The sequence below is a fragment of the Cellvibrio sp. PSBB023 genome (genome assembly GCF_002007605.1).
In the GTDB taxonomy this organism is placed as follows: Bacteria; Pseudomonadota; Gammaproteobacteria; order Pseudomonadales; family Cellvibrionaceae; genus Cellvibrio.
Window position 1 is genome coordinate 2753745 of sequence record NZ_CP019799.1, and the last position, 22513, is coordinate 2776257.

A 22513-nucleotide genomic window follows, 5' to 3' on the forward strand; every position below is an offset into this window, starting at 1 on the left:
ACAGGCTCATCGCGATGCGCTCACCTGTAAAGCTGCAGGTGAGCGCAATTGCAACATCAGAGGCTTGAACTGTCGCCCTCCCGTCGCCGAGGCTTTGCGCGCAACAATCCAGCCGCGCACATCAATTTGCTGCCCTTTCAAGGCAAGCCAATCACGTTTGTTAAAACCGAATTGCGCCCAATCCCGCTGGGCGATACGCACCACCAAATTCCCCTCCAATTCCAGCCACGCCGATGAATTGACATCGACGCGACTCACCCGTCCGCGCAGCAACCGAAAGCCGGTATCGCGCACAGCAAGTGATTCGGCAGGATAGGCATTCCAATAGCGATTGCGCCAAACACCCACACCCCGCGCTTGTGCGCGCCGCTCAAATGCCAGCAAACAGGTTTCCTGCGCTACATTCGGCGGTACTGATATCTGCAACCCCATACCTTGCTGCAACAGTTCGGCGGCGAGACTGCGGCCACGCGAATCGTAGACATGAGCCAGCCAGCGTCCATAGCGATCTGTACGTTCACGCTCAAATCCGAGACGCACCTTGCCGCCTGCGCGCTGGATAAATGTCTGCGCCGCCGCTCTGGCCTCTCGCCCCAACGGCTGCGCAGGCGCCTGACCGCGAGCCAATTCCGGCGCATTGATTCCAAGCACCCTTACCGAGCGACCATCCTCCAGCTTGAGCGTATCGCCATCAGACACTCGCGCCACACTCAGCAAAGTTCCCGCAGGGTGACCACAATCAGCAACACACGATAAGGATAAAAACAGGCATAAAAAAACGCCGGGAATTTTCATCCCCGGCGTTTTTTTATGCGGCGCCACTAAGGCACGAAACAAGGTATTAACCTTCTTTCTTTGCACCCGCGATACGGCTGCCAAAACGCTTGGTGAAGCGATCGATACGGCCGCCGGTATCAACGATTTTTTGCTTACCGGTGTAGAAAGGGTGGCAAGAACCACATACGTCTACATGGAGCGCTTTACCCAAAGTAGAACGGGTAGAGAAGCTGTTGCCGCAGCTGCAAGTTACTGCAACTTCAACGTAATTTGGATGAATATCTGCTTTCATGATGAATGCCTTCTGTAAGCTGCGCCGCCACCCGATCTGCTTGCCGGGCACCGCACATTGGTTAAAAAAAACGGCTGTTTTCAAGGAGCGGCGATACTACCAGAAAACCGGTAGCACGCAACCGAAAACAACCGTTTCGCACAAAAAACACTCAGCAATGGCTAAACATCACCTTATTGCGGGCGAGGAGACCAAACTTTGCACCAGCCAGCCGCTTTCACTTCTTTGCCAGGGAAAATATTGCAACCAACCCATTCAGCGCTCAAATCGCCCTTGGCCTGGGCGCAATTGGCGCAATTGCTGCCTGCATTCGGGCTCTGCTCTACATAACCCAGTGCACTGGCTTGTGGATCAGCGGGGGTAACCTGTACCGGCGCTTGCGCAACGGCGATTTGGGTTACTGGAATCAGCGCCAAACCGGCGCCAATGCCGGATAATTTCATAAAGTCTCTGCGTTTCATATACTGCACCTCTTGGGTTTATTAATTAACTGACACGGTTGTTTGTTACTGGTTGTTATAGATGGTTATAACCATCTTTATGATTACGACTCTCTCACTCCCTGCGCGATAGTTAAGCCTTATCGTCGCAGGCTGACATTGATATGTATCTATAGCAGCTGTTTTAGCTCCCGGCTTTATATACGGCACCAAAAACAAATCAGCCCAGCAGCAAGGACTGATAAGACAGAAATCCAGCATCGATATAGGCTATTCTTGACGCCCGTTTGATTAACCCAGCCACTGCAATGACCGCCACTTCGCCCACAGCCTTGCTCGAAATTGCCCTGCCCGTCCCACTGCGACGCCATTTCGACTATTTACCACCTGTCGATATATCCCCTGAACAAATAACCAACCTGTTGCCGGGAGTGTTGATACGCGTGCCGTTTGGCAGGCAAGAGCTGGTGGGAGTCCTGCTGCGCGTTAAAACCGCCAGCGAACAACCCAGCCACAAGTTGCGCGCCGCGCTGGCCGTTATCGATACCGAACCCGCGCTAGATCAGGAGTTACTCGACCTGTGCCTGTGGGCTGCCGACTATTACCAATGTGCCGCCGGCGAAGCCTTGCAAACGGCCTTGCCTGTACTTTTGCGCCAGGGCGATCCGGCACAATTGCGCGGTGAAGCGGTATTCACCCTGACCACCGAAGGTAAAGGCCTGCCAGTGGGTGGCCTCAAGCGTGCGCCCAAACAAGCGGCGCTGTTGGCGGCACTGCAAACCCAACCCCATCTCACTCGCGCCCAGTTGGAACAGTTAGATATACCACGCACCATTGCGACAACCCTTATCGACAAAGGGCTGGTTCACATCATCACCCTTGCCCCCGATTACACGCCACCGACAGGCCCACTACTGGGCGAGCCTTCACTCACCCTGAGCGAGGAGCAGCAAGCCGCGTTTGATCAAATTGATTACAACCGCTTTAAAACCTATTTGCTCGATGGCGCCACCGGTAGCGGCAAGACGGAAATATACCTGCAAGCGATAGAAGAAACGCTCAAGAAAGGTAAACAAGCGTTAGTCTTGGTACCGGAAATTGGCCTGACGCCACAAACGCTGCAACGTTTTCAGCGCCGTTTTAACTTGCCGGTGGTGGCTTTGCATTCAGGTTTAAATGACCGCGAACGGCTGGATGCCTGGCTGCAAGCCCGCGCCGGTATTGCGCGAATCATCATTGGCACCCGCTCAGCACTGTTCACGCCGCTCAAGGCGCCGGGGATTATCATTATTGATGAAGAGCATGACGGCTCCTTCAAGCAGCAGGATGGTTTTCGCTACTCCGCACGGGATTTGGCCGCCATGCGCGCCCATCGCTTGAATATTCCGCTGATTCTTGGCTCGGCCACACCCTCACTGGAAACCCTGCACAACGCTCATCAAGGCCGCTACCAACATTTGCGCTTGCAGGCTCGGGCAGGCAAGGCCAAACCGCCAGAGATTCAACTGCTGGATATACGGGGTGAAATTCTGCACGAAGGTTTTTCCCAAGCCAGTATTGAGGCCATTGGGGATAACTTACGCAAGGGTAATCAGGCACTGGTTTTCCTCAATCGCCGCGGTTATGCGCCGGCACTGGAATGCCACGACTGCGGCTGGCTCGCCAACTGCAATCACTGCGATGCACGCATGACAGTGCATCAAACACCGCGCCATTTGCACTGCCATCACTGCGATCACCAGCGCGCCCTGCCCAAACGCTGCCCGAGCTGCAACAGCAGCAACATCCGCCCGCTGGGACAAGGCACCGAGCGTAGCGAACTGGTGCTGCAAGAGCTCTTCCCTGACTACAAGGTAATCCGCGTAGACCGCGACTCCACACGCAACAAAAACAGCATGCAAAAATTGCTGGCCGATGTGCACAGCGGCGAGCCTTGTATTTTGATCGGCACCCAAATGCTCGCCAAAGGCCATCATTTTGAAAATGTCACACTGGTAGTGATTATCGATGCCGATGCCGGTCTGTTCAGCACCGATTTCCGCGGCCCGGAGCGCATGGGGCAACTGCTGTTACAAGTCGCCGGACGCGCCGGACGTGCCGAAAAGCCGGGGCGCGTGCTGCTGCAGAGCAACCACACCGATCACCCGCTGGTGCAAACGCTGGTTTATCAGGGCTATCACGCGCTGGCAGAGCTGATTTTGCAGGAGCGCCATATCACCCAATTACCGCCTTTTCGCCACCTTGCGCTGTTGCGCGCCGAGAGCAAACACGCGCAAGTGGCAGTAGCCTTTTTGCAACAGGCACGCCAGTTGGCCGAGGCCATACAAGCACCGAGCCCGCTGCTCAGCTACCTTGGCCCTTTACCGGCTATGATGGAAAAGCGTGGCGACCGCTACCGCTACCAGTTGCAGATCAGCGCGGCACAGCGCAAATCGCTCCAGCTGTTATTAGGTCAACTCGCGCTGCAACTGGAGGCTCACCCACTGGCCAGCAAGGTGCGATGGTCGTTGGATGTCGACCCGCAGGAGATGGCATAACCCCAGGCGTAGTGACTGATCAGGGTAAGCCGTTTACAATCGCGCCCTCACCCTGCTATACCCTTGCCAACCTTGATACCCGAATTACATGAGTAGAGACTTCGCCAAAAAAAGCCGTGCGCCAGCGCGCCGCAGTTCATCCAGTAACCACAACAGCCCAACACCGGGCTGGCTATTTTTTGTTGCAGGTCTGGTATTGGGCGCATTTGCCGCCAGTTTCTACTTCATTAAAAACCCGACAACGGCACCCGCGCCCAAAGAGACGCCAAAACCCAAGGTAGAAGAGAACAAAACACCCAAGCCACGGTTTGACTTCTATAAATTGCTGCAAGAGAGCGAGACCATCGTTCCGGCCAGCGAAACCATCAACGACGACAAGCCCGCAACGGATCAAAACAAAACCGAATACATACTGCAGGTTGGCTCTTTCCCCAAGGCCGATGACGCTGACAAGCTGCGTGCCCAGTTAATTATGATTAACCTGGATGCGCGCATCGAAAAAGTGGAAATCCGCAAGGGCGAGGTATGGCACCGAGTGGTAGTCGGCCCCTTCAACACCCAGGCAGAGTTGACGACGGCGCGCAGTCAATTGGTGAATAATCAATACAACGCGCTGGTACTGAAGCGCGCCAAAACCAAATAACTCGGCAGGTTTCGCCGGTATCAACAATAGAGCGCCTTGAAAAAGGCGCTGCTGCCCCCACGTTTGTGACTTCTTCGTTGTAATTGTTAAAGGAAGTCCTGTGACTACAATTCTCTCTGTGCGCCGCGACGGGCAAGTGGTTATCGGTGGTGATGGCCAGGTTTCGCTGGGCAACACTGTTATGAAAGGCAATGCGCGCAAAGTGCGTCGCCTCTACAAAAACCAGGTATTGGCCGGATTCGCGGGCGGCACTGCAGATGCCTTCACCCTGTTCGAGCGCTTTGAGGCAAAACTGGAAGCACACAATGGCCAACTCACCCGCGCCGCCGTTGAACTCGCCAAAGACTGGCGAACGGATCGCAGCCTGCGACGACTCGAAGCATTGCTCGCCGTCGCCGATAAAGATGCCTCTCTGATCATCACTGGCAATGGCGATGTCATTCAGCCCGAAGACGATTTAATCGCTATTGGCTCCGGCGGTAATTACGCCCAGGCCGCCGCGCGTGCACTGCTCGATAACACCTCATTGGATGCCCGCAGTATTGTTGAAAAAGGGCTGAAAATTGCAGGGGATATCTGCGTATTTACCAATCAAACTCACACCATTGAAGTGTTGGATTATTAATTAAAACTACATCCGCAGTTCTGATGGCCTACCTCGCTCAGACCCGCCGTGAATACATCCTTGTAGGCTTGTCGTCGACATCCATGTCTCCGACAGTCTGCACGAGGTAGGCCACCAGAACCGCTACCATTGAATTAAGCAAACAAGAGCTTGTTATGTCCTCCATGACTCCGCGCGAAATCGTGCACGAATTAGATAAACACATTGTCGGCCAGGCCGACGCAAAACGCGCTGTGGCAATTGCACTGCGCAACCGCTGGCGCCGCATGCAAGTGCCCGCCGATATGCGCAATGAAATTACCCCAAAAAATATTTTGATGATCGGCCCAACCGGTGTGGGCAAAACAGAAATTGCACGCCGCTTGGCCAAGCTCGCCAACGCCCCCTTTATCAAAGTGGAAGCCACCAAATTTACCGAAGTGGGTTATGTGGGTCGCGATGTGGAATCCATTATTCGCGACCTAGTGGATGTCGCGATTAAAATGCGCCGCGAGCAGGCCATGAAATCCGTGCAGCATCGCGCAGCGGAAGCAGCGGAAGAGCGGATTCTCGATGTGCTTTTACCGCCCGCACGGGATCTCTCGCCAGAGGAAAGTAAACACGAGTCGGGCACGCGCCAGATTTTTCGCAAAAAACTGCGCGAAGGCGAACTGGACGATAAAGAAATTGAGATTGAAATTGCCGCAACCAGTGTTGGCGTAGAAATTATGGCGCCCCCCGGCATGGAAGATATGACCAGCCAATTGCAGAGCATGTTTTCATCTCTCGGGCGCGACAAAACCAAAAAAGCAAAACTCACCGTCAAAAAAGCCTTCAAACAATTGCAAGATGAAGAGGCGGCAAAACTGGTGAGCGATGAAGATATTAAAGCGCAAGCGATTGAAGCCGCCGAGCAAAACGGCATTGTGTTTATCGACGAAATCGACAAGGTTGCGCGCCGCGGCAATGTGAGCGGCGCGGATGTATCGCGCGAAGGTGTGCAGCGCGATTTATTGCCGTTGATTGAAGGTTGCACGGTAACCACTAAACACGGCGCCATCAAAACCGATCACATTTTATTCATCACCTCCGGTGCATTCCACCTGAGCAAGCCATCGGATTTGATCCCGGAACTACAAGGCCGCTTGCCAATCCGCGTGGAATTACAAGCACTCACACCCGATGATTTTGAGCGTATTCTGACCGAGCCCAAAGCATCGCTCACAGAGCAACAAGAAGCATTGCTCAAAACAGAAGGGGTGACTATCAACTTCACCAGCGACGGTATTCGTCGCATTGCAGAAACTGCTTTTGAAGTGAATGAACGCACAGAAAATATTGGGGCGCGCCGCTTGCACACCATTTTGGAACGCTTGCTGGAAGATGTCTCCTTCACGGCTGGCGATGGAAGCAATGCAGTGACGATTGACGCCGCATTTGTAGAAAGCCATTTGGGTGAATTGGCCAAAAACGAAGATCTCAGCCGCTTTATTCTCTAAGCATCAGCAGGCAACACCACAAAACAGAATTACCCCTCTGTTTTGTGGTGTGTATTTTTCACTTTATGACAAGTGTGAATTGCCTGACAAAATAGATGGCGTAGAATCTCATCACTCCCACGCATTTATGCGCAGGCTTTGTTACCCACACCGTGTATTGCACCTCATGACACCGACAAAAATTCGCTTTCACAAAGGCTCACAACAATTGGAGCTGCATTATGGTGCAGAGCAATGGTTATTGAGCGCGGAATTTTTACGCGTGCATTCGCCCAGTGCCGAAGTAAAAGGCCATGGACCAGGACAGGAGGTCTTGCAGTACGGCAAAAAAAACGTGGGTATTGTGGCGCTGGAACGCGCCGGTAACTACGCACTCAAATTGATCTTTGACGATGGTCATGCAACCGGTATTTATACCTGGGAATATTTACACCAGCTAGGCGCCAATCAAGCACAGCTTTGGGAGCGCTATTTACAACAATTGCATCAGGCAGGCAAAAGTCGTGATGCCGATACCAGTGTGGTGCGATTAATCGACCCGCAAAACCAGTAACCTGCTTTTACTTGCCGCCAATGTTTTAGCTGCAGGACATGTAAGAACTTTTTATGTATTGATTGCTATCGCTTGTTTGATAGCGCCTACCCCGGTTGAGCAGCAATCGCTGACAACAAATCACCACGAATAACAACAAAGACAAGTCGCCAACTTTCGCCAGCCATTGTGCTCTGGCGCGGGCATGCGTTTGTCTGCTTTTTGGTAACCACTGTTAGATCGAGAACTGATACACATGGAAAAAAGGCATTTCATTGCTCACGGTTATTTCACCCTCTGGGTATTACTCTTATCGTTGATTCCACTCGCCAGTTACTGGTGGGTAATGCCCACTCCCGATAGCCTGCACGGGCAACTGTACCTGATCTCCAGCCTGGGTTATTACGGGCTGCTGCTCACGATAACTGCACTTGTCTTTTCACCGCTGGCAAGCACCGCCTGGACTCGTCCGCTCTATGCACTCCTGTTGACACTGTGGTTGCTGTATCTGCTGATTGATGCGGCCACCTTCAACCTTTATCTATTCCATGTGGATTGGATAATGCTCGAAATGTTTGTGATGGATTTTGAAGGCCTGGGGCTGCCGAACGCCGTGATTTTTGCAGCAATTGCCGTGGCGATTATGGCTGGCGCTGGCTGCTGGTGGCTGAGCCGCAAGGCATATCACATCACAACACAACACGCCTTGCGCGCGCAGCCATTATTCTGGGTGGCGGGTGCGATGCTGATACTGTTTGCGGTCAATTCATCGCTTAACATCTGGGCCGACAAATACCATCGCCAGGAAGTGAGTTACATCGCCCCCTATTTGCCCGTATATCGCCCGGCCACCAGCAGTAAGCACGCGGCCACACTGGCACGCATGCTACCGAGCCTGCTGCCTGCCACCTACGGCACCATGGATCGCGCGGCAATTCAGGAAAAGAGCGTAGTCCGCTACCCCTTGGAGCCATTGCAATGTGAAGCGCCCAGCCAGCCCAACTCCATTATCCTGCTGGTAGTGGAGAGCTGGCAGGCGGCGGCGCTGAACCCGGAAGTCATGCCAAATGTTGCGCGCTTCAGTCAAAAGGCGACGCGTTTTGAGCAACATATTTCAGGCGGTTCGGCGACTATTCCCGGCCTGTTCAGCCTTTTCTATGGTTTGCACGCTAGCTATTACCCTGCCTTCAGAGCAACACCCGCGGCCAACCCCAGCGAATTTACCGAAACCCTGACCGATCAGGGGTTTGATGTGCGCGCATTTACCAATTCCAATCTGGATAGATTCTCCATGCGCCGCCTGATTTTCCCCCGCATGCCTAATTCGCATTTTTATCACGCCAAAACCGATGCGGCAGTGGTGAATCAATTTGTGCAGCAGCACCAGCAAACCACCACAAAGCCGCATTTTGATTTTGTGTTTTTAACCTCGTCGCACTCGCCCTACAAATACCCGAAGGATTTTGCGCGTTTTACGCCCTTGCCCAGTGTAAAAGGTGGCTATGCTTTTAATAAGCAGGCCGACAGCACGCCTTACAAAAATGACTACCACAACAGTTTGTTCTATGTGGATTATTTGCTCGGGAAAATTCTCGACCAACTTGAAAAAAATGGTGCGCTGGAGAATAGCTGGGTAATAGTAACGGGGGATCACGCGGAGGAGTTCAACGAAAATGACGCGGGCTTTTGGGGGCATGGCAGCAACTTTACCCGCTGGCAAACCCACACCCCATTGCTGGTACATGCGCCCGGCCAAAAAGTCGCACGGCATGAGCACAAAGCCTCCAGTCATCAGGACATAGTGCCAACACTGATGCAGGAAGCGCTGGGTTGTAAAACCGCGCGCGAGGCCTATAGCACCGGCGCCAATCTATTCGACTTGCCAAACAATCGCAGCCTGGTGATGTCATCCTACTACAACAATGCTTACTGGATTGAGGGAACAGTGTTGGATCGCAGCACCGGTAAACAATACGCGTGGGGTGATATCAAAAACACCCGCCCGGTGCTGGACAAAACCAAATTACATCAACTGCAGGATGAAGAGCGACGCTTTTTTAAAGATACGGAATCCCGTGCATTACTGTCGGGAAAACATTAGTTGGGCACAGATTAATGTGCCCAACTAATCACCCCCGTGTAGGCCGTTGCCAACACCACTACGCCAAACGCGATGCGGTACCAGGCAAAGGCGATGTAAGTGTGTTTGCTGATAAATTTTAACAGGGCGCGCATCACCACAAAGGTGGCAATAAACGCGGTGACAAAACCGACGGCCAGAACGCTCGCATCGGACCAGGCCAACTGGTCGCGCGCGCCCCACAAACTGTAGAGCGATGCCGCCGAGATCATCGGAATAGCAAGGAAGAAAGAAAACTCGGTAGAAGCCTTGCGCGATAAACCAAAATACATGCCGCCGATGATGGTTGCACCCGAGCGCGAGGTGCCGGGAATCAACGCCAGACATTGGCACAAGCCCACCTTCAAGGCATCGCTATAGCTCAAGTCATCCATTTCCTGAATGCGAGGGGCGTAAGCGTATTTTTCCACCCAAATAATGACAAACCCGCCCACAATAAAACCACCGGCAACGACATAAGGACTGAACAGATAAGCCATGATGAAATCGCTGAGCAAAAAACCAATCAGCGCCGCCGGAAAAAATGCCAGCGCCACATTGATAAACAAATTGCGCTCAACACCGGGGCGAACGGCACCACACAGGCTGCCAAAAATTTTGCGGCGATACTCCCACACAATCGCGAGCATAGCGCCCATTTGGATAAAAATTTCGAACAGGGTGCGCTTTTCATCTTCAAGGAAATTCATCAAATCCGCAGCGAGAATCAAGTGACCGGTACTGGAAATGGGCAGCAGCTCGGTAACGCCTTCCACTATTCCCATGACAACCGCTTTGATCAACAACATAAAATCCACAACGACACCTCAGCCCAAAAAATAGCCCCTCACTCAGGGGGCACCAGATTCACGCGCAAGTCTGCGGTAATCGGCTATTGTTTGCAAATTCAGCCCGTATTCAGCACCGCGGCAGCATATACTGTGTAATCTTATTGACTGCAATTTTCTCCCTCACGCATTCCAAGGAGTTAACCATGCGCCAACTCTTTTTTCGTTTGAGCACACTGCTATTCGGCATTGGTATGTTGGTGCTTTCCGGCTGTGCCAATGTGCATTACGCCAATGACTATAAATCGGGGACGGACTTTACCGGCCTGAAAACCTACAGCTGGCGCGCTGTCACTGTGGATATAGGCGGAACCGATCCCGCGCTGCTCGAGCGCCTCGCGGACAACCAACTAGCCGCGCAGGGTTTTGTTCGCACACAGGCTAATCCCGATATGCTGCTGGACATGCAAGTATTCGCACGCCAGAGCAAAGGCGGCAACAGTAGTATCGGCATTGGCATTGGCATGCCGGTGGGACGTCATGGCAGTGTTGGCCTGGGCACATCGCAGTTGCTGAACAAGGGTAAACAAGAAGGCGTGATGTTGATTGATGTCACCCGCGCCAGCGACAATACCCTGGTGTGGCGCGGCAGTGCCGAAGGCATTCCGTTGATTCAATTCTCGCTCAGCGCCGAACAAAAGCTGGGCGCCACACTGGCACAGTTACTGGGCAAATTTCCGCCATCCAGCGCGCCTTAACCCTCACACCGTTCCTAAAGACCGATAAGCGATACCATGCCCAACTCTCCGCGCCTTTCTGTTGAAGGCATTTTATTGTTAATCGGTCTGGCCATTGGCTGGGGCATTAACTGGCCCATCATGAAATTCATCATCAGCGAAATTCCACCGCTGACCTTTCGCGCCTTTTGTTTGTTTTTTGGTGGGCTGGGCATTCTTGCACTGGCGCGCGCCTCCGGCTTATCGCTTGCCATGCCGGTGGGCTATGTCAAAAAAATCCTCTGGGTGTGCCTGCTCAATATAGTGGCCTGGAATGTGATGGCTACCTATGGGCTAAGTCTGCTGCCCGCCGGTCGCTCAGCACTGCTGGGTTACACCATGCCGATCTGGACGGTGCTGTTATCGGTCTGGGTGTTGCACGACCGCTTTACCCTGCGCATTGGTATCGCGTTGTTGCTGGGTATTGGGGGAATTGCGGCACTGATGGGCGAATCATTGATCGCCTGGTTTAGCGGCCCCTTCAATCAGCAATTATTGGTAGGCGCACTACTGATGATCGCCGCCGCCTGGTTCTGGGGCGCTGGCACTGTGCTGATGAAACGCTGGCAGATTCCGCTGAACACTGTAGTCCTGACCGGTTGGTTGCTGCTGCTGGCTAGCCTGCCGATTATGATCGCCGCCGCTCTGGTCGATGGCGCCATGCAGCAAATGCCATCCACCCTCGCGCTCTGGGGCGTGGTGTACAACGTGTTTTTTGCCTTTATGTTTTGCTATTGGGCTTGGGTGCGGCTGGTTAGCCTGGTGCCGGTCAGCGTCTCGTCCCTGTCATCGCTCATAACACCACTGATTGGTGTTATCTCCAGTATCTACTTGCTGGGCGAGCAGCCGGGCTGGCCGGAGATCAGCGCAACCATCCTGATTTTGGGCGCCGTCGCGGTGGTCAATTTTGGGGGGACAAAAGCGAGCAAATCACCGGCAAAGGCCGATCCAACCCTATAAGGTGCTGCGCCGGTTTAATCTGCGCCGCATAGGCGATGACCTCTACCCCGGCAGCTATTGCGGCGCGTAAGGTCGCGCCGTAAGCCGGGTCGATATGATCGGCCGGGCTCACCTGCTGAATTCCCGTATGCTGCACACAGAACAACAGCACCGCCCTGTGCCCTTGTGCCACCATCAACATTAACTCACGCAAATGCTTGCTGCCGCGTTCACTCACTGCATCGGGGAAATAACCCTGCCCCTCCGCTTCCATCAGGGTGACGTTTTTCACTTCAAGATAACAGGCACGCACATCCTGCGGGTGGCCGGTCAATAGAAAGTCGATGCGTGATTTTTCCTCACCGTACACCACCTCGCGCTTGAGGATGGCGTAGCCCTGCAACTCGCCGATCACTCCTGCGCGCAACGCCGCCTCAACAAGTTCATTCGTGCGCGCCGTATTGATGCCGGCCAGATGGCCTCCGGGGGTGGACACTACTTCCAAGGTCTGCGGGTATTTGCGGGTTTTACTGTCAGACACCGAATACCAGCAGGGGCTATCGGGCAGCAGGCAATTTTTCATCGAACCGGTATTGGGGCAATGCAGGGTAATTTCACTGCCGTCAGGCAGGCCTACATCGGCAAGAAAACGTTTATAGCGTTTGCGCAACAGCGCGGGATATAAATGAAGCATGGCTAATCGCAGATCCGGTTAAATGATTGGCAGGTCTATGACAGAAAGATGTCAGATTGAACCACAAGTGCCCCACTTTGCGGCTATAGTTTTTGCTTGGGATGAAACCCGAGGCCGGATTCAGCCCCCGACAGGCGCAGGCACCAAAAGCTGCGAAAAAACGCTAGCACTCGCATTTGTTATCTGATAGCTTGCTCCCCCTTCTAATTCTGCCCACCCCTTGGTGCAGATGATTGATGATCCAGGATGTCTTACGAGGCGCTACATATGGCGAAAAAATCTCCCTCTACTGAAACCTTCGCGCTCCGCCCTTTTACTCCCTACGTGGAGAAGAAAGGCGAAGAGTATATGAACGACAACCAGAAGGCGCATTTCAGACAATTGCTGCTCAACTGGCGTTCAGAATTGATGGAAGAAGTAGATCGCACCGTTAGCCACATGAAAGACGAAGCGGCTAACTTCCCCGATCCCGCCGACCGCGCCAGCCAGGAAGAGGAATTCAGCCTCGAACTGCGCACCCGCGACCGCGAACGTAAACTGATCAAAAAAATCGATAGCACCTTGGAGCTGATCGAAAACAACGATTACGGCTATTGCGATGCCTGTGGTGTAGAGATTGGGATTCGCCGCCTTGAGGCGCGCCCAACCGCTACCCTGTGTGTGGATTGCAAAACCCTCGCCGAAATCAAAGAAAAACAAATCGGCGGCTAAGGCCGATTTGCCGGAGGCGGGGCCACCCGCCTCTTTTGTTATGTCCACCACCGCTTCTACCTCTGCCCCCAATCCTTCGCTCAGCAACACTGATACCCCAGGCTATCGCGGACGTTTTGCACCCTCGCCCAGCGGCCCCCTGCATTTCGGCTCACTGGTCAGCGCCCTCGCCAGCCACCTCGACGCCAAAGCCCATAAAGGCCAATGGTTGGTACGCATGGAAGACTTGGACCCTCCGCGCGAACAGCCCGGTGCCGCCAGTCTGATTTTGCAAACCCTGGAAGACCACGGCTTATACTGGGATGAACCCGTGCTTTACCAAAGCCAGCGACACCCGGCGTATCAAGCCGCCTTGGAATGGTTGATGGCGCAAGATCTGGCTTATCCTTGCTGCTGCTCACGTCAGGAACTCACCGCCATGGGCGGCATTTATGATGGCCGCTGTCGCCACCGGCAACTGGATCTGACCCAACCCCACGCCATTCGCCTCAAGCTTTATGATCTGCCCAACCGCTCGCCAAATGACTGGCTGAACTTTGACGATCTGATCCAGGGTCACCAAACCCAGAACCTGCGCACCCAGGCGGGCGATCAAATCCTGAAGCGGCGCGATGGTTTTTATGCCTATCAATTGGCCGTGGTAGTGGACGATATCCACCAAAACATCACCCATATCATTCGCGGCAGCGACCTGCTGGAGGTCACCGCGCGCCAACTCTTACTGTTTAGCCTGCTCGATGCACCGCAGCCTGCCTTTGGGCATGTGCCTCTGGCCATGCAGGCCAACGGCCAAAAGCTGAGCAAGCAAAATCAGGCCAAGGCGATAGACTCGGCCAAGGCAAGCAGGAATCTATGGCATGGTCTGGCCTTTTTAGGGCAGAATCCCCCTCTGGACTTGGCGCACGCTTCCACCGGTGAACTGCTCGATTGGGCAGTAGCCCATTGGCAGCGAAGCGCCGTTACCGGCCTCGGCCATCTATACCAAGAAGAATAACAATACCGATTAAATCGCGGCCAACCCTGGCGCCATACCGCACACCAGCGCTTACAGGAAATACACTCATGAACAATCAACGCCTGGTTATCTTGCTACTGCTGGTGGCTTATATCTTCTCGCCCAGCCTGTTCAACTGGATTCTCGACCCCCAAGGTGCCTGGTATCGCCCCTATATTGTGTGGGTTGGTGTGATTCTGGTCGCCTTTGTGATGCAGACACGCCGCAAGAGCTATCACGATTTTGACTAACGCCGGCCGTGCCGCCCGAATTGACAACTCACTCATAAGAACATCACACAATGACTTTTGATCTCAGCCAAGTTGCACTGATCGGCCTCAGTTACCTACTGCTGCTCTTTGGCATTGCCTATATCACCGAGCGCGGTTGGATTCCCGAGGCGGTCACCTCGCACCCAATCACCTATATTTTGTCGCTGGGTATTTTTGCCAGCGCCTGGGCGTTTTACGGGGTTATCGACCTTGCTTTTCAATATGGCTATGGCGCACTGGCTTATTACATAGGCACAGGGGCGCTGTTTTTGTTTGCCCCGGTCGCGCTGGCGCCACTGGCCGAATTGGCGCGGCGCCACCAGGTTCACTCCCTTGCCGACTTACTGGTGTTCCGCTACCACAGCCACAGCGTAGGCGCCCTGACGACACTCTGCATGCTGTGCGGGATTTTGCCGCTGATGGCTCTGCAGATTCAGGCGATTGCTGACACCATGCATATCCTCACCGTGAGCGGTAACCCCTCGCTGCCACTACAGGGAACAGGGCTGACCTTCAAGGATTTGATGGCCTTGTGCTATTGCGCCATCCTCGCCTTTTTTACCATCTCCTTCGGCGCCAACCGCGACCAGCATCGCGGCCTGATCACCGCCATGGCATTTGAATCCCTGCTCAAAGTCTGCGCTCTCTGCGCCATCGGTCTGGTGGCCGTATTTGGTGTCTTTGATGGACTGGAAGGGCTCGACCAATGGCTGCTCGACCACCCCGAAAACCTTGCGCTCCTGCACAGCCCGATTCACACCGACTCCGCCCATACGCTGCTGTTGGTGTTTGTCGCCACCGCCGTCACCATGCCGCACATTTTCCACCTGGGGCTCGCGGAAAACCCACTGATGCGCAACTCCCATACGGTTACCTGGGCCTTCCCACTGTTCCTGCTGCTGATGGCGCTACCGATATTCCCGATCCTCTGGGCAGGCACCGAGCTCTCGGTGCCACTACCGCCGCAGTATTACACCCTGGGGATTCCGATTTTATTTAACTCACCCGGCCTGACCCTGTTGGCTTTTATTGGCGGCCTGTCGGCGGCAACGGGCGCCATGGTGGTTATTTCACTGGCGCTCTCCACCATGGTGATGAACCACTGGCTGCTGCCCAGCCTGAAGCTGCGCACCCGTACCGACCTATACAGCCAGCTCATCTGGTTGCGCCGCATCCTGATCGCCACCATTTTCCTGGGGGCCTACCTACTCTACTGGATTCTCGATAACCGCTTCAGCTTGGCCCATTTGGCCATGACCGCCTTTATCGAAACCCTGCAATTCCTGCCCGCCACCTTCGCCATTGTGTTTTGGAGCAAAGGCAACCGACGCGGGGTTATCGCAGGCCTTGCCGTAGGTACCAGCGTGTGGGCTATAGGCCTGCTGCTCCCCATGCTTACCGGCCTTGAGTTTGTGCCCCTGCCTTTTAATAGCTGGGCGATTCCCGTGGGTATTGAGCACTGGAGCGAAGTCACACTCATCTCCATCAGCCTGAACACCCTGTGTTTTGTGCTGATTTCCATGATGACAACCCAAACCGAAGACGAAGAATACAGCGCTGATGTCTGCGCCGCCGACGAACTCAGCCACCCGGTGCGCCAAGCGCTGGATGTGCACTCCGCCGCCGAATTCAAACACCGTCTCGCCAAGCCGCTGGGCAAGGTCACCGCCAGCCGCGAGGTGGATATCGCCCTCAAAGAACTGAGCCTGGGGATTGATGAACGTCGCCCCTACGCCCTGCGCCGCCTGCGCGACCAGATCGAAGGCAATCTCTCCAGCCTGATGGGGATTCATGTCGCCAGTGAAATCATGGATAAATACATCCCCCATGTAGTCGCAGAAAGCCATAACACTGTCGACATCAACCTGATTGAAAGTCGCCTGTCCGAATACCGCGACCACCTCACGGGTATGGCCGCCGAGCTCAACACCCTGCGCCTCTATCACCGCAAAACACTGGAAGAACTGCCCATGGCCGTCTGTTCCCTGGGACGCGATATGGAAGTGCTCATGTGGAACCGCGCCATGGCGGAACTGACCGGCACCCCCACCGAGGATGTTACCGGCTCCCACCTGGAAGACATTCCCGAACCCTGGTGCAGCCTGCTGATCGACTTCAGCCAGAGTAATGAGCCCCATTTCTATCGCCGCGAAATAGAACTGGATGGCCGCCCACACTGGATCAGCCTGCACAAAGCCAATATTGAAGGCACCATTACCGCTGGGGTTTACGATCAGGTGATGCTGCTGGAAGACGTCACCGAAACCCAATTGCTGGAACAGGAACTGGTGCATTCAGAACGCCTCGCTTCTGTAGGGCGATTGGCAGCGGGAGTCGCCCATGAAATCGGCAACCCCATCACCGGCATCGCCTGCCTCGCACAAAACTTGAAATACGACTCCACAGATCCCGCCGAAGTGCTGGAAACCGCCGAACAGATCCTCAGCCAAACTGACCGTGTCGGCCGGATTGTGCAGTCGTTGGTGAGCTTCTCCCACGCCGGTCACGCCAGCAAAACCGAGTTTGAGGCCGTGTCCCTGCGCGATTGCGCCAATGAAGCGATTCATTTGCTGTCACTGCAAAAAGACAAGAACCAGGTGCTCTTCTGCAATGACATCCCCAAAACCGCCATCATCGCCGGTGATGCCCAACGGATGATTCAGGTTTTTATAAACCTTTTATCTAACGCACGGGATGCCAGCCCGGAGCAAGGGCGTGTTATGCTTGAAAGTAACGAAGATGAGGATTCGGTAACAGTTTCTGTTACCGACGAGGGTCATGGTATCCCTCCCGAACTGATCGAGCGCATTCTTGAACCCTTCTTCACCACCAAAGAACCCGGTGAAGGTACAGGTTTGGGATTGGCCATGGTCTACAGCATTGTTGAGGACCACAGCGGCCATATGGACATCATTAGTCCCGCCGATACCGTTCACAACCGCGGCGCCAGTTTTGTGATTACCCTGCCGCGCCATCTCGACTCTTTCATGGATGCCTGACCTGGAAAGTGAACAAAACCAGCGACTTGCAGATTTATCCTGCTAGTTATTGACCAGTAACACTTAACGCAAGACCCGGATAGCTATGAGTAAGATTCTGATTGTTGAAGACGAAACCATCATCCGTACCGCACTGCGCAAGCTGCTTGAGCGCAACCAGTACGAGGTCAGCGAAGCGCCATCCGTCAAAGAGGCCACGTCCAAATTTCAGTTAAAGGATTTCGATCTGATTGTCAGCGACCTGCGCCTGCCCGGCGCACCGGGCACCGACCTGATCAAACTGGCGGGTGATACCCCCGTACTCATCATGACCAGCTACGCCAGCTTGCGCTCAGCGGTAGACTCCATGCGCATGGGCGCGGTGGACTACATCGCCAAGCCCTTCGACCACGACGAGATGGTCAATGCCGTCAAGCGTGTCATTGGCAAAGCCAAAGCGGCCAACAAAGCCGCCAATAACACCCAAACGGCGAGCACGACCATTGCCGGTATGATCGGCTCCAGCGATGTCATGCAGGACCTGTACAACCGTATACACAAAGTCGCGCCCACCAATGCCACCGTACTGATTCATGGCGAGACTGGCACTGGCAAAGAGCTGGTTGCACGCGCGCTGCACGAAGAGAGCAACCGCAACAATCACCTGATGATTTCGGTCAACTGCGCCGCTATTCCCGACACCCTGATCGAATCCGAACTCTTCGGCTATGAAAAAGGTGCCTTTACCGGTGCCGCGACCAATCGCGAAGGCCTTGTCGCTGCCGCCGATGGTGGCACCCTGTTCCTTGACGAAATTGGCGAACTGCCACTGGAAGCCCAGGCGCGCCTGCTGCGTGTACTGCAAGAGGGCGAGGTGCGCCCGCTGGGCTCGGTAGAATCGCGCAAGGTGGATGTACGCCTGGTTGCCGCAACGCACCGCGACCTGCGTAAGCTGGCGCGCGAAGGCAAATTCCGTGAAGACCTGTATTTCCGCATCAACGTCATGCAATTGGAGCTACCGCCCCTGCGCGAGCGTGGCCGCGACATTATCAGCATCGCCGAATCACTGCTGCAGCGTTACTGCGCACAGTTCGGCAAACCGCAACTCAAGCTATCCTCCGCCGCGATGGATGCCATCATGAGCTACAACTGGCCGGGTAACGTGCGCGAGCTGGAAAACGCCATGCAGCGCGCCGTTATTCTCTGTGAAGACAGCACCGAAATTGGCGACCATCTGCTCTCCATTGATATGGATGCCCAGGACCTGAACGACAACACCGGCAGCTCCATTTTCGAACCACCACGCCTGGCCAGCCGCGGCGGTAGCACCAGTGCCACCGAAGACTTATCGCTGGAAGATTATTTCCAACGCTTCGTGCTGGAACACCAGGACACCATGAGCGAGACCGAACTGGCGCGCAAACTGGGTGTCAGCCGCAAATGCCTGTGGGAGCGGCGACAGCGCTTGGGCATCCCCAGAACCAAAGCCGGCGCCACAGCCGGTAAATAATCGCCCCAAAACCAAAAATCCCCGCCAGCTACCGCTCGCGGGGATTTTTCATTCTGGTGACACAGTTTTTTGCTTTTAGTGCCACAAAAGATGAATTAAATGCCAAGTTGTTACCCCCTGTCACGGAGGTGTTACCGCCAAAATACTGTTACCCCACCCATCTTCGGTAACAATCACCCACAAAATATGTAACCGTCCGAAATAACCAAAAGAAATATGGAGCAACCCAAAAAACATAAGACATTGTTTTAATTAGCAATTTCAATTCTGGCACAACAACTGCTTTTAGAGCGCCATAACAAAAACAAACAATAAGAATTAAATGTGAAAATCTAATAACAACAACAAATAATAAGAAGCTGAAAAAAACGAAAAATAAGAACAATAGATAATAAAAAACTGAACAATTTAAATAACAACAAGAAACAATAAAAAACGGAAAAGATAGAACATAACAACAACAAACAATAACAACAGAAATTATATAATAATAACGAAAACAATAACTTAGAGCAGATAGGCCACGCTAGAAAACAAGAGCAATAAGATACTAAAATAAAGCGGATACAGACCAGGCACAGGATGGGTAGCACGCGAGATTGGATATGGGCACGGAAGCACCCCATTGAATGCCATTTGCAGCACCTCGGTGCTCCCTCCAACGGGAAAGCGAAAGCTTTCCCGTTTTGCTTTATGGGAGACAACAGAATCGCCGTGGTGACACTTCGCCAAGGTCGTAAAAAACCTCACGCATCTGCTAAACTCGCGGCTCTTGTGCAACTGACTGCCTAATCCTCAGCGAGACACCATGCTCAAACGCTTGCTAAACCTTTTCACCTCCAGCACCAAGGATTCCGCCAAGGCATCCGTTTCGCGCAATAGCGATGGCGCTGCCATTATTCCTCGCGACCAACATACGATCTCGCGCAAGAACATTAGTTCTGCCGCCATCAAAATTATCAAGCAATTGGAAGATGCAGGATTTGCTGCCTATCTGGTTGGCGGCGGGGTACGCGACCTGTTGCTGGGCGGGCACCCCAAGGATTTTGACGTAGCCACCAATGCCACCCCGGAAGAAGTAAAACGCCTGTTCCGCAGCGCACGCATTGTGGGTCGTCGCTTCCAGATAGTGCATGTGCGTATGGGGCGCGAAGTCATTGAAGTCACCACCTTTCGCGGCCATCACGAAGACAGCTCACAGCATGCGGCGCGCAGCGAAGATGGTATGTTATTGCGCGACAATGTCTACGGCACGCTCGAAACCGATGCCATGCGCCGCGACTTTACCGTTAATGCGCTCTATTACACGCTGAAAGATTTTTCTGTTATCGACTACTGCGATGGCATGAGTGACTTAAAGACTCGCACCCTGCGCATGATTGGCGACCCGGCGACCCGTTATAAAGAGGACCCGGTACGTATGCTGCGCGCACTACGCTTTGCGGCGAAACTCGGTTTTAACCTGGAGCCGAACACAGCCAAACCTATCCGCGAACTGGGTGGCTTGCTGCTCAATGTATCGGATGCCCGCTTGTTCGAGGAAGTGCTCAAACTGTTCCTTAGCGGCTCGGCCACCGCCACCTTTGCTCTGATGCGCGACTACGATTTGCTGACCCATCTGTTCCCGGGCACTGCCAAAGCCCTCGCAGCTGGTGATGTGATAGATGCCAATTTAATTGAACAGTGCATGGTCAACACCGACAAGCGCATTCGCGGTGGCAAAACGGTCACCCCAGCGTTTATCTATGCCGCCCTGCTCTGGCCCGCACTGCAACAACAATTCAAGCTGCTCAGTAGCCAGATGCCGCCAACCCAGGCTTGGGCGCAAGCGGCGCAAAATACCGTTAACTTGCAATTAACACGCACGGCGGTGCCCAAGCGCTTCCTGATTCCGATGCGCGAAATTTGGGATTTGCAGCAGCGTCTGCCAAGCCGCTTGGGTATGCGCGCCCTGCGCACCCTGGATCACCCCCGCTTCCGCGCCGCCTATGACTTCCTGTTGATGCGCGAAGCCGCAGGAGAAGCGCTGGATGGCTTGGGCGTCTGGTGGACGAACTATCAAACCGCCAACGATGAAGAGCGCGAGGAGATGGTTAAAAACCTGGCGAAACAAAGCCCGAAAGGCGCCAGCAAACCGCGCCGCCGTCGCCCGCGCAAACCAACGGCCACTCCCGGCGGGAACGAATAACCTATGGCGCTGGCCTATATTGGTCTCGGCAGTAATCTGGACGATCCACTGGCGCAGGTCATGCGCGCCATTGATGAACTGTCGGCGCTACCGCAGACACAGTTGGTGCAATGCTCTGCGATCTACAGCAGTAAACCGGTCGGCCCCGAACAACCGGACTTTATTAATGCGGTTGCGCTGCTGGATACCCATCTGGCGCCACTGGCACTACTTGATGCACTACAAGCCATTGAGCAGGCTCACCAGCGGGTACGCATCCAACATTGGGGCCCGCGCACACTGGATTTGGACTTGTTGCTCTACGGCGACCAAGTCATCGCCACCGAGCGCTTGACGGTTCCCCACCCCTACCTAACCCAGCGCGGTTTTGTACTTTACCCACTGGCGGATATCACCCCGGATTTACACCTGCCCGATGGCAGCCGCTTGCCCGACTGGCTACACCAATGCCCGCCTGATGGGCTGGTTAAACTGCCATCCGCTTCTGAGTGTTGATTGTTGCAAGGAGTTATCGTGGACGCTGTATTTGAAGAACTCGGCTTGGATTTAACCCATACCCAATTGCCGCGCTATATCGCGGTGGAAGGCTGCATTGGTGTGGGCAAAACGACGCTCGCACGCAATATTGCGCAGTTGTTCAATTACGATGTGCTGTTGGAGCAACCAGAGGAAAATCCGTTTCTGGAGCGTTTTTATCGCGATCCCAAATCCACCGCCCTGCCCACACAATTATTCTTTTTATTCCAGCGCGCCAACCAACTGCAAGCCCTGCGTCAGGACGATATTTTTGAACCTGTGCGCGTAGCCGATTTCCTGATTGAAAAAGACCAGTTATTTGCACGCACCACCCTCGATGATGACGAACTGGCCATTTATCGTCAGGTTTACGATAAGCTCGTGATCAACGCGCCGCGTCCGGACTTGGTGATTTATTTGCAGGCGCCGCTCGATGTATTGCTGGAGCGCATCCGCCAGCGCGGCATTAGCGCGGAGCAATATATCAGCGCCGATTATTTAAAAGCACTCAACGATGCCTACACCGAATTCTTTCACTTTTACGACGGCGCGCCGCTGCTAATTGTGAATGCCAAGGACTTGAATCTGGCGCAAAATCGCGACCACTTCAAACAGTTGGTGCAGTACATCCTCACCATCAAAAGTGGCCGCCATTATTACAACCCAGTGCCGGTACTCTAGTTTCACCGCGCGCGCTTATATTG

At 54.1% G+C, this 22513-nt stretch carries 21 protein-coding genes; 16 read left to right on the forward strand and 5 right to left on the reverse strand.

What is annotated here, in order from left to right:
- Positions 1–6: 6 nt before the first annotated feature.
- The 3 genes from B0D95_RS12000 to B0D95_RS12010 form a co-directional block, all read right to left on the reverse strand.
- A complete protein-coding gene (locus tag B0D95_RS12000) occupies positions 7–837 on the reverse strand; it encodes a thermonuclease family protein (RefSeq protein ID WP_078044105.1) in 831 nt (276 codons plus the stop codon).
- Between the two features lie 4 nt (positions 838–841).
- Positions 842–1069 carry a 50S ribosomal protein L31 gene (gene rpmE, locus B0D95_RS12005; RefSeq protein ID WP_078044106.1) on the reverse strand — a complete coding sequence of 76 codons (228 nt, stop codon included), beginning with the start codon at positions 1067–1069 and terminating at the stop codon, positions 842–844.
- Between the two features lie 173 nt (positions 1070–1242).
- Positions 1243–1530, reverse strand: coding sequence for a high-potential iron-sulfur protein (locus B0D95_RS12010; RefSeq protein ID WP_244904553.1), 288 nt, complete (start codon positions 1528–1530; stop codon positions 1243–1245).
- Positions 1531–1817: 287 nt separating this feature from the next.
- On the opposite strand from B0D95_RS12010, the gene B0D95_RS12015 reads away from it, so the two are divergent.
- From B0D95_RS12015 to B0D95_RS12040, 6 genes are all read left to right on the forward strand, one after another.
- Positions 1818–4046, forward strand: coding sequence for a primosomal protein N' (locus B0D95_RS12015; protein WP_078044107.1), 2229 nt, complete (start codon positions 1818–1820; stop codon positions 4044–4046).
- 88 nt (positions 4047–4134) lie between these two features.
- On the forward strand, positions 4135–4689 hold the full coding sequence (locus tag B0D95_RS12020) for an SPOR domain-containing protein (RefSeq protein WP_078044108.1): 555 nt from the start codon (positions 4135–4137) through the stop codon (positions 4687–4689).
- A gap of 100 nt (positions 4690–4789) precedes the next feature.
- Positions 4790–5314, forward strand: a complete 525-nt coding sequence (gene hslV, locus B0D95_RS12025; RefSeq protein ID WP_078044109.1) for an ATP-dependent protease subunit HslV — start codon at positions 4790–4792, stop codon at positions 5312–5314.
- Positions 5315–5469: 155 nt separating this feature from the next.
- Entirely contained in the window at positions 5470–6792 is a 1323-nt protein-coding gene (hslU, locus tag B0D95_RS12030) for an ATP-dependent protease ATPase subunit HslU (protein ID WP_078044110.1), read from the forward strand.
- A gap of 166 nt (positions 6793–6958) precedes the next feature.
- The gene (locus tag B0D95_RS12035) at positions 6959–7345 is read left to right on the forward strand and encodes a gamma-butyrobetaine hydroxylase-like domain-containing protein (protein WP_078044111.1); all 387 of its coding nucleotides are present in this window, start codon (positions 6959–6961) and stop codon (positions 7343–7345) included.
- A gap of 235 nt (positions 7346–7580) precedes the next feature.
- Positions 7581–9425 (forward strand): sulfatase-like hydrolase/transferase, encoded by a 1845-nt coding sequence (locus B0D95_RS12040; RefSeq protein WP_078044112.1) that lies wholly within the window; start codon positions 7581–7583, stop codon positions 9423–9425.
- A gap of 11 nt (positions 9426–9436) precedes the next feature.
- Here the strand turns inward: B0D95_RS12040 and B0D95_RS12045 are convergent, their stop codons facing one another.
- Complete coding sequence (locus B0D95_RS12045) at positions 9437–10252, reverse strand: undecaprenyl-diphosphate phosphatase (RefSeq protein ID WP_246841791.1); 816 nt, start codon at positions 10250–10252, stop codon at positions 9437–9439.
- Positions 10253–10437: 185 nt separating this feature from the next.
- Between B0D95_RS12045 and B0D95_RS12050 the strand changes: the two genes are divergently transcribed.
- Positions 10438–10989 (forward strand): DUF4136 domain-containing protein, encoded by a 552-nt coding sequence (locus B0D95_RS12050; RefSeq protein ID WP_078044114.1) that lies wholly within the window; start codon positions 10438–10440, stop codon positions 10987–10989.
- Between the two features lie 36 nt (positions 10990–11025).
- Complete coding sequence (locus tag B0D95_RS12055; protein WP_078044115.1) at positions 11026–11967, forward strand: DMT family transporter; 942 nt, start codon at positions 11026–11028, stop codon at positions 11965–11967.
- Here the strand turns inward: B0D95_RS12055 and sfsA are convergent.
- Positions 11909–12640, reverse strand: a complete 732-nt coding sequence (sfsA, locus tag B0D95_RS12060) for a DNA/RNA nuclease SfsA (RefSeq protein ID WP_078044116.1) — start codon at positions 12638–12640, stop codon at positions 11909–11911. The two genes, B0D95_RS12055 and sfsA, sit on opposite strands and share 59 nt — an antisense overlap.
- Positions 12641–12907: 267 nt before the next feature.
- On the opposite strand from sfsA, the gene dksA reads away from it, so the two are divergent.
- From dksA to B0D95_RS12105, 8 genes are all read left to right on the forward strand, one after another.
- The gene (gene dksA, locus B0D95_RS12065) at positions 12908–13351 is read left to right on the forward strand and encodes an RNA polymerase-binding protein DksA (RefSeq protein WP_078044117.1); all 444 of its coding nucleotides are present in this window, start codon (positions 12908–12910) and stop codon (positions 13349–13351) included.
- 40 nt (positions 13352–13391) lie between these two features.
- Complete coding sequence (gene gluQRS, locus B0D95_RS12070) at positions 13392–14345, forward strand: tRNA glutamyl-Q(34) synthetase GluQRS (RefSeq protein ID WP_078044118.1); 954 nt, start codon at positions 13392–13394, stop codon at positions 14343–14345.
- A gap of 68 nt (positions 14346–14413) precedes the next feature.
- Positions 14414–14596, forward strand: a complete 183-nt coding sequence (locus B0D95_RS12075) for a hypothetical protein (protein ID WP_078044119.1) — start codon at positions 14414–14416, stop codon at positions 14594–14596.
- 50 nt (positions 14597–14646) lie between these two features.
- A complete protein-coding gene (locus B0D95_RS12080; protein ID WP_078044120.1) occupies positions 14647–17616 on the forward strand; it encodes an ATP-binding protein in 2970 nt (989 codons plus the stop codon).
- 85 nt (positions 17617–17701) lie between these two features.
- On the forward strand, positions 17702–19105 hold the full coding sequence (locus B0D95_RS12085; protein WP_078044121.1) for a sigma-54 dependent transcriptional regulator: 1404 nt from the start codon (positions 17702–17704) through the stop codon (positions 19103–19105).
- Between the two features lie 808 nt (positions 19106–19913).
- Positions 19914–21293 (forward strand): polynucleotide adenylyltransferase PcnB, encoded by a 1380-nt coding sequence (gene pcnB, locus B0D95_RS12095; protein ID WP_078044123.1) that lies wholly within the window; start codon positions 19914–19916, stop codon positions 21291–21293.
- A gap of 3 nt (positions 21294–21296) precedes the next feature.
- Positions 21297–21788 (forward strand): 2-amino-4-hydroxy-6-hydroxymethyldihydropteridine diphosphokinase, encoded by a 492-nt coding sequence (folK, locus tag B0D95_RS12100; RefSeq protein WP_078044124.1) that lies wholly within the window; start codon positions 21297–21299, stop codon positions 21786–21788.
- Positions 21789–21806: 18 nt separating this feature from the next.
- Positions 21807–22490, forward strand: a complete 684-nt coding sequence (locus B0D95_RS12105) for a deoxynucleoside kinase (RefSeq protein ID WP_078044125.1) — start codon at positions 21807–21809, stop codon at positions 22488–22490.
- Positions 22491–22513 lie beyond the last annotated feature (23 nt).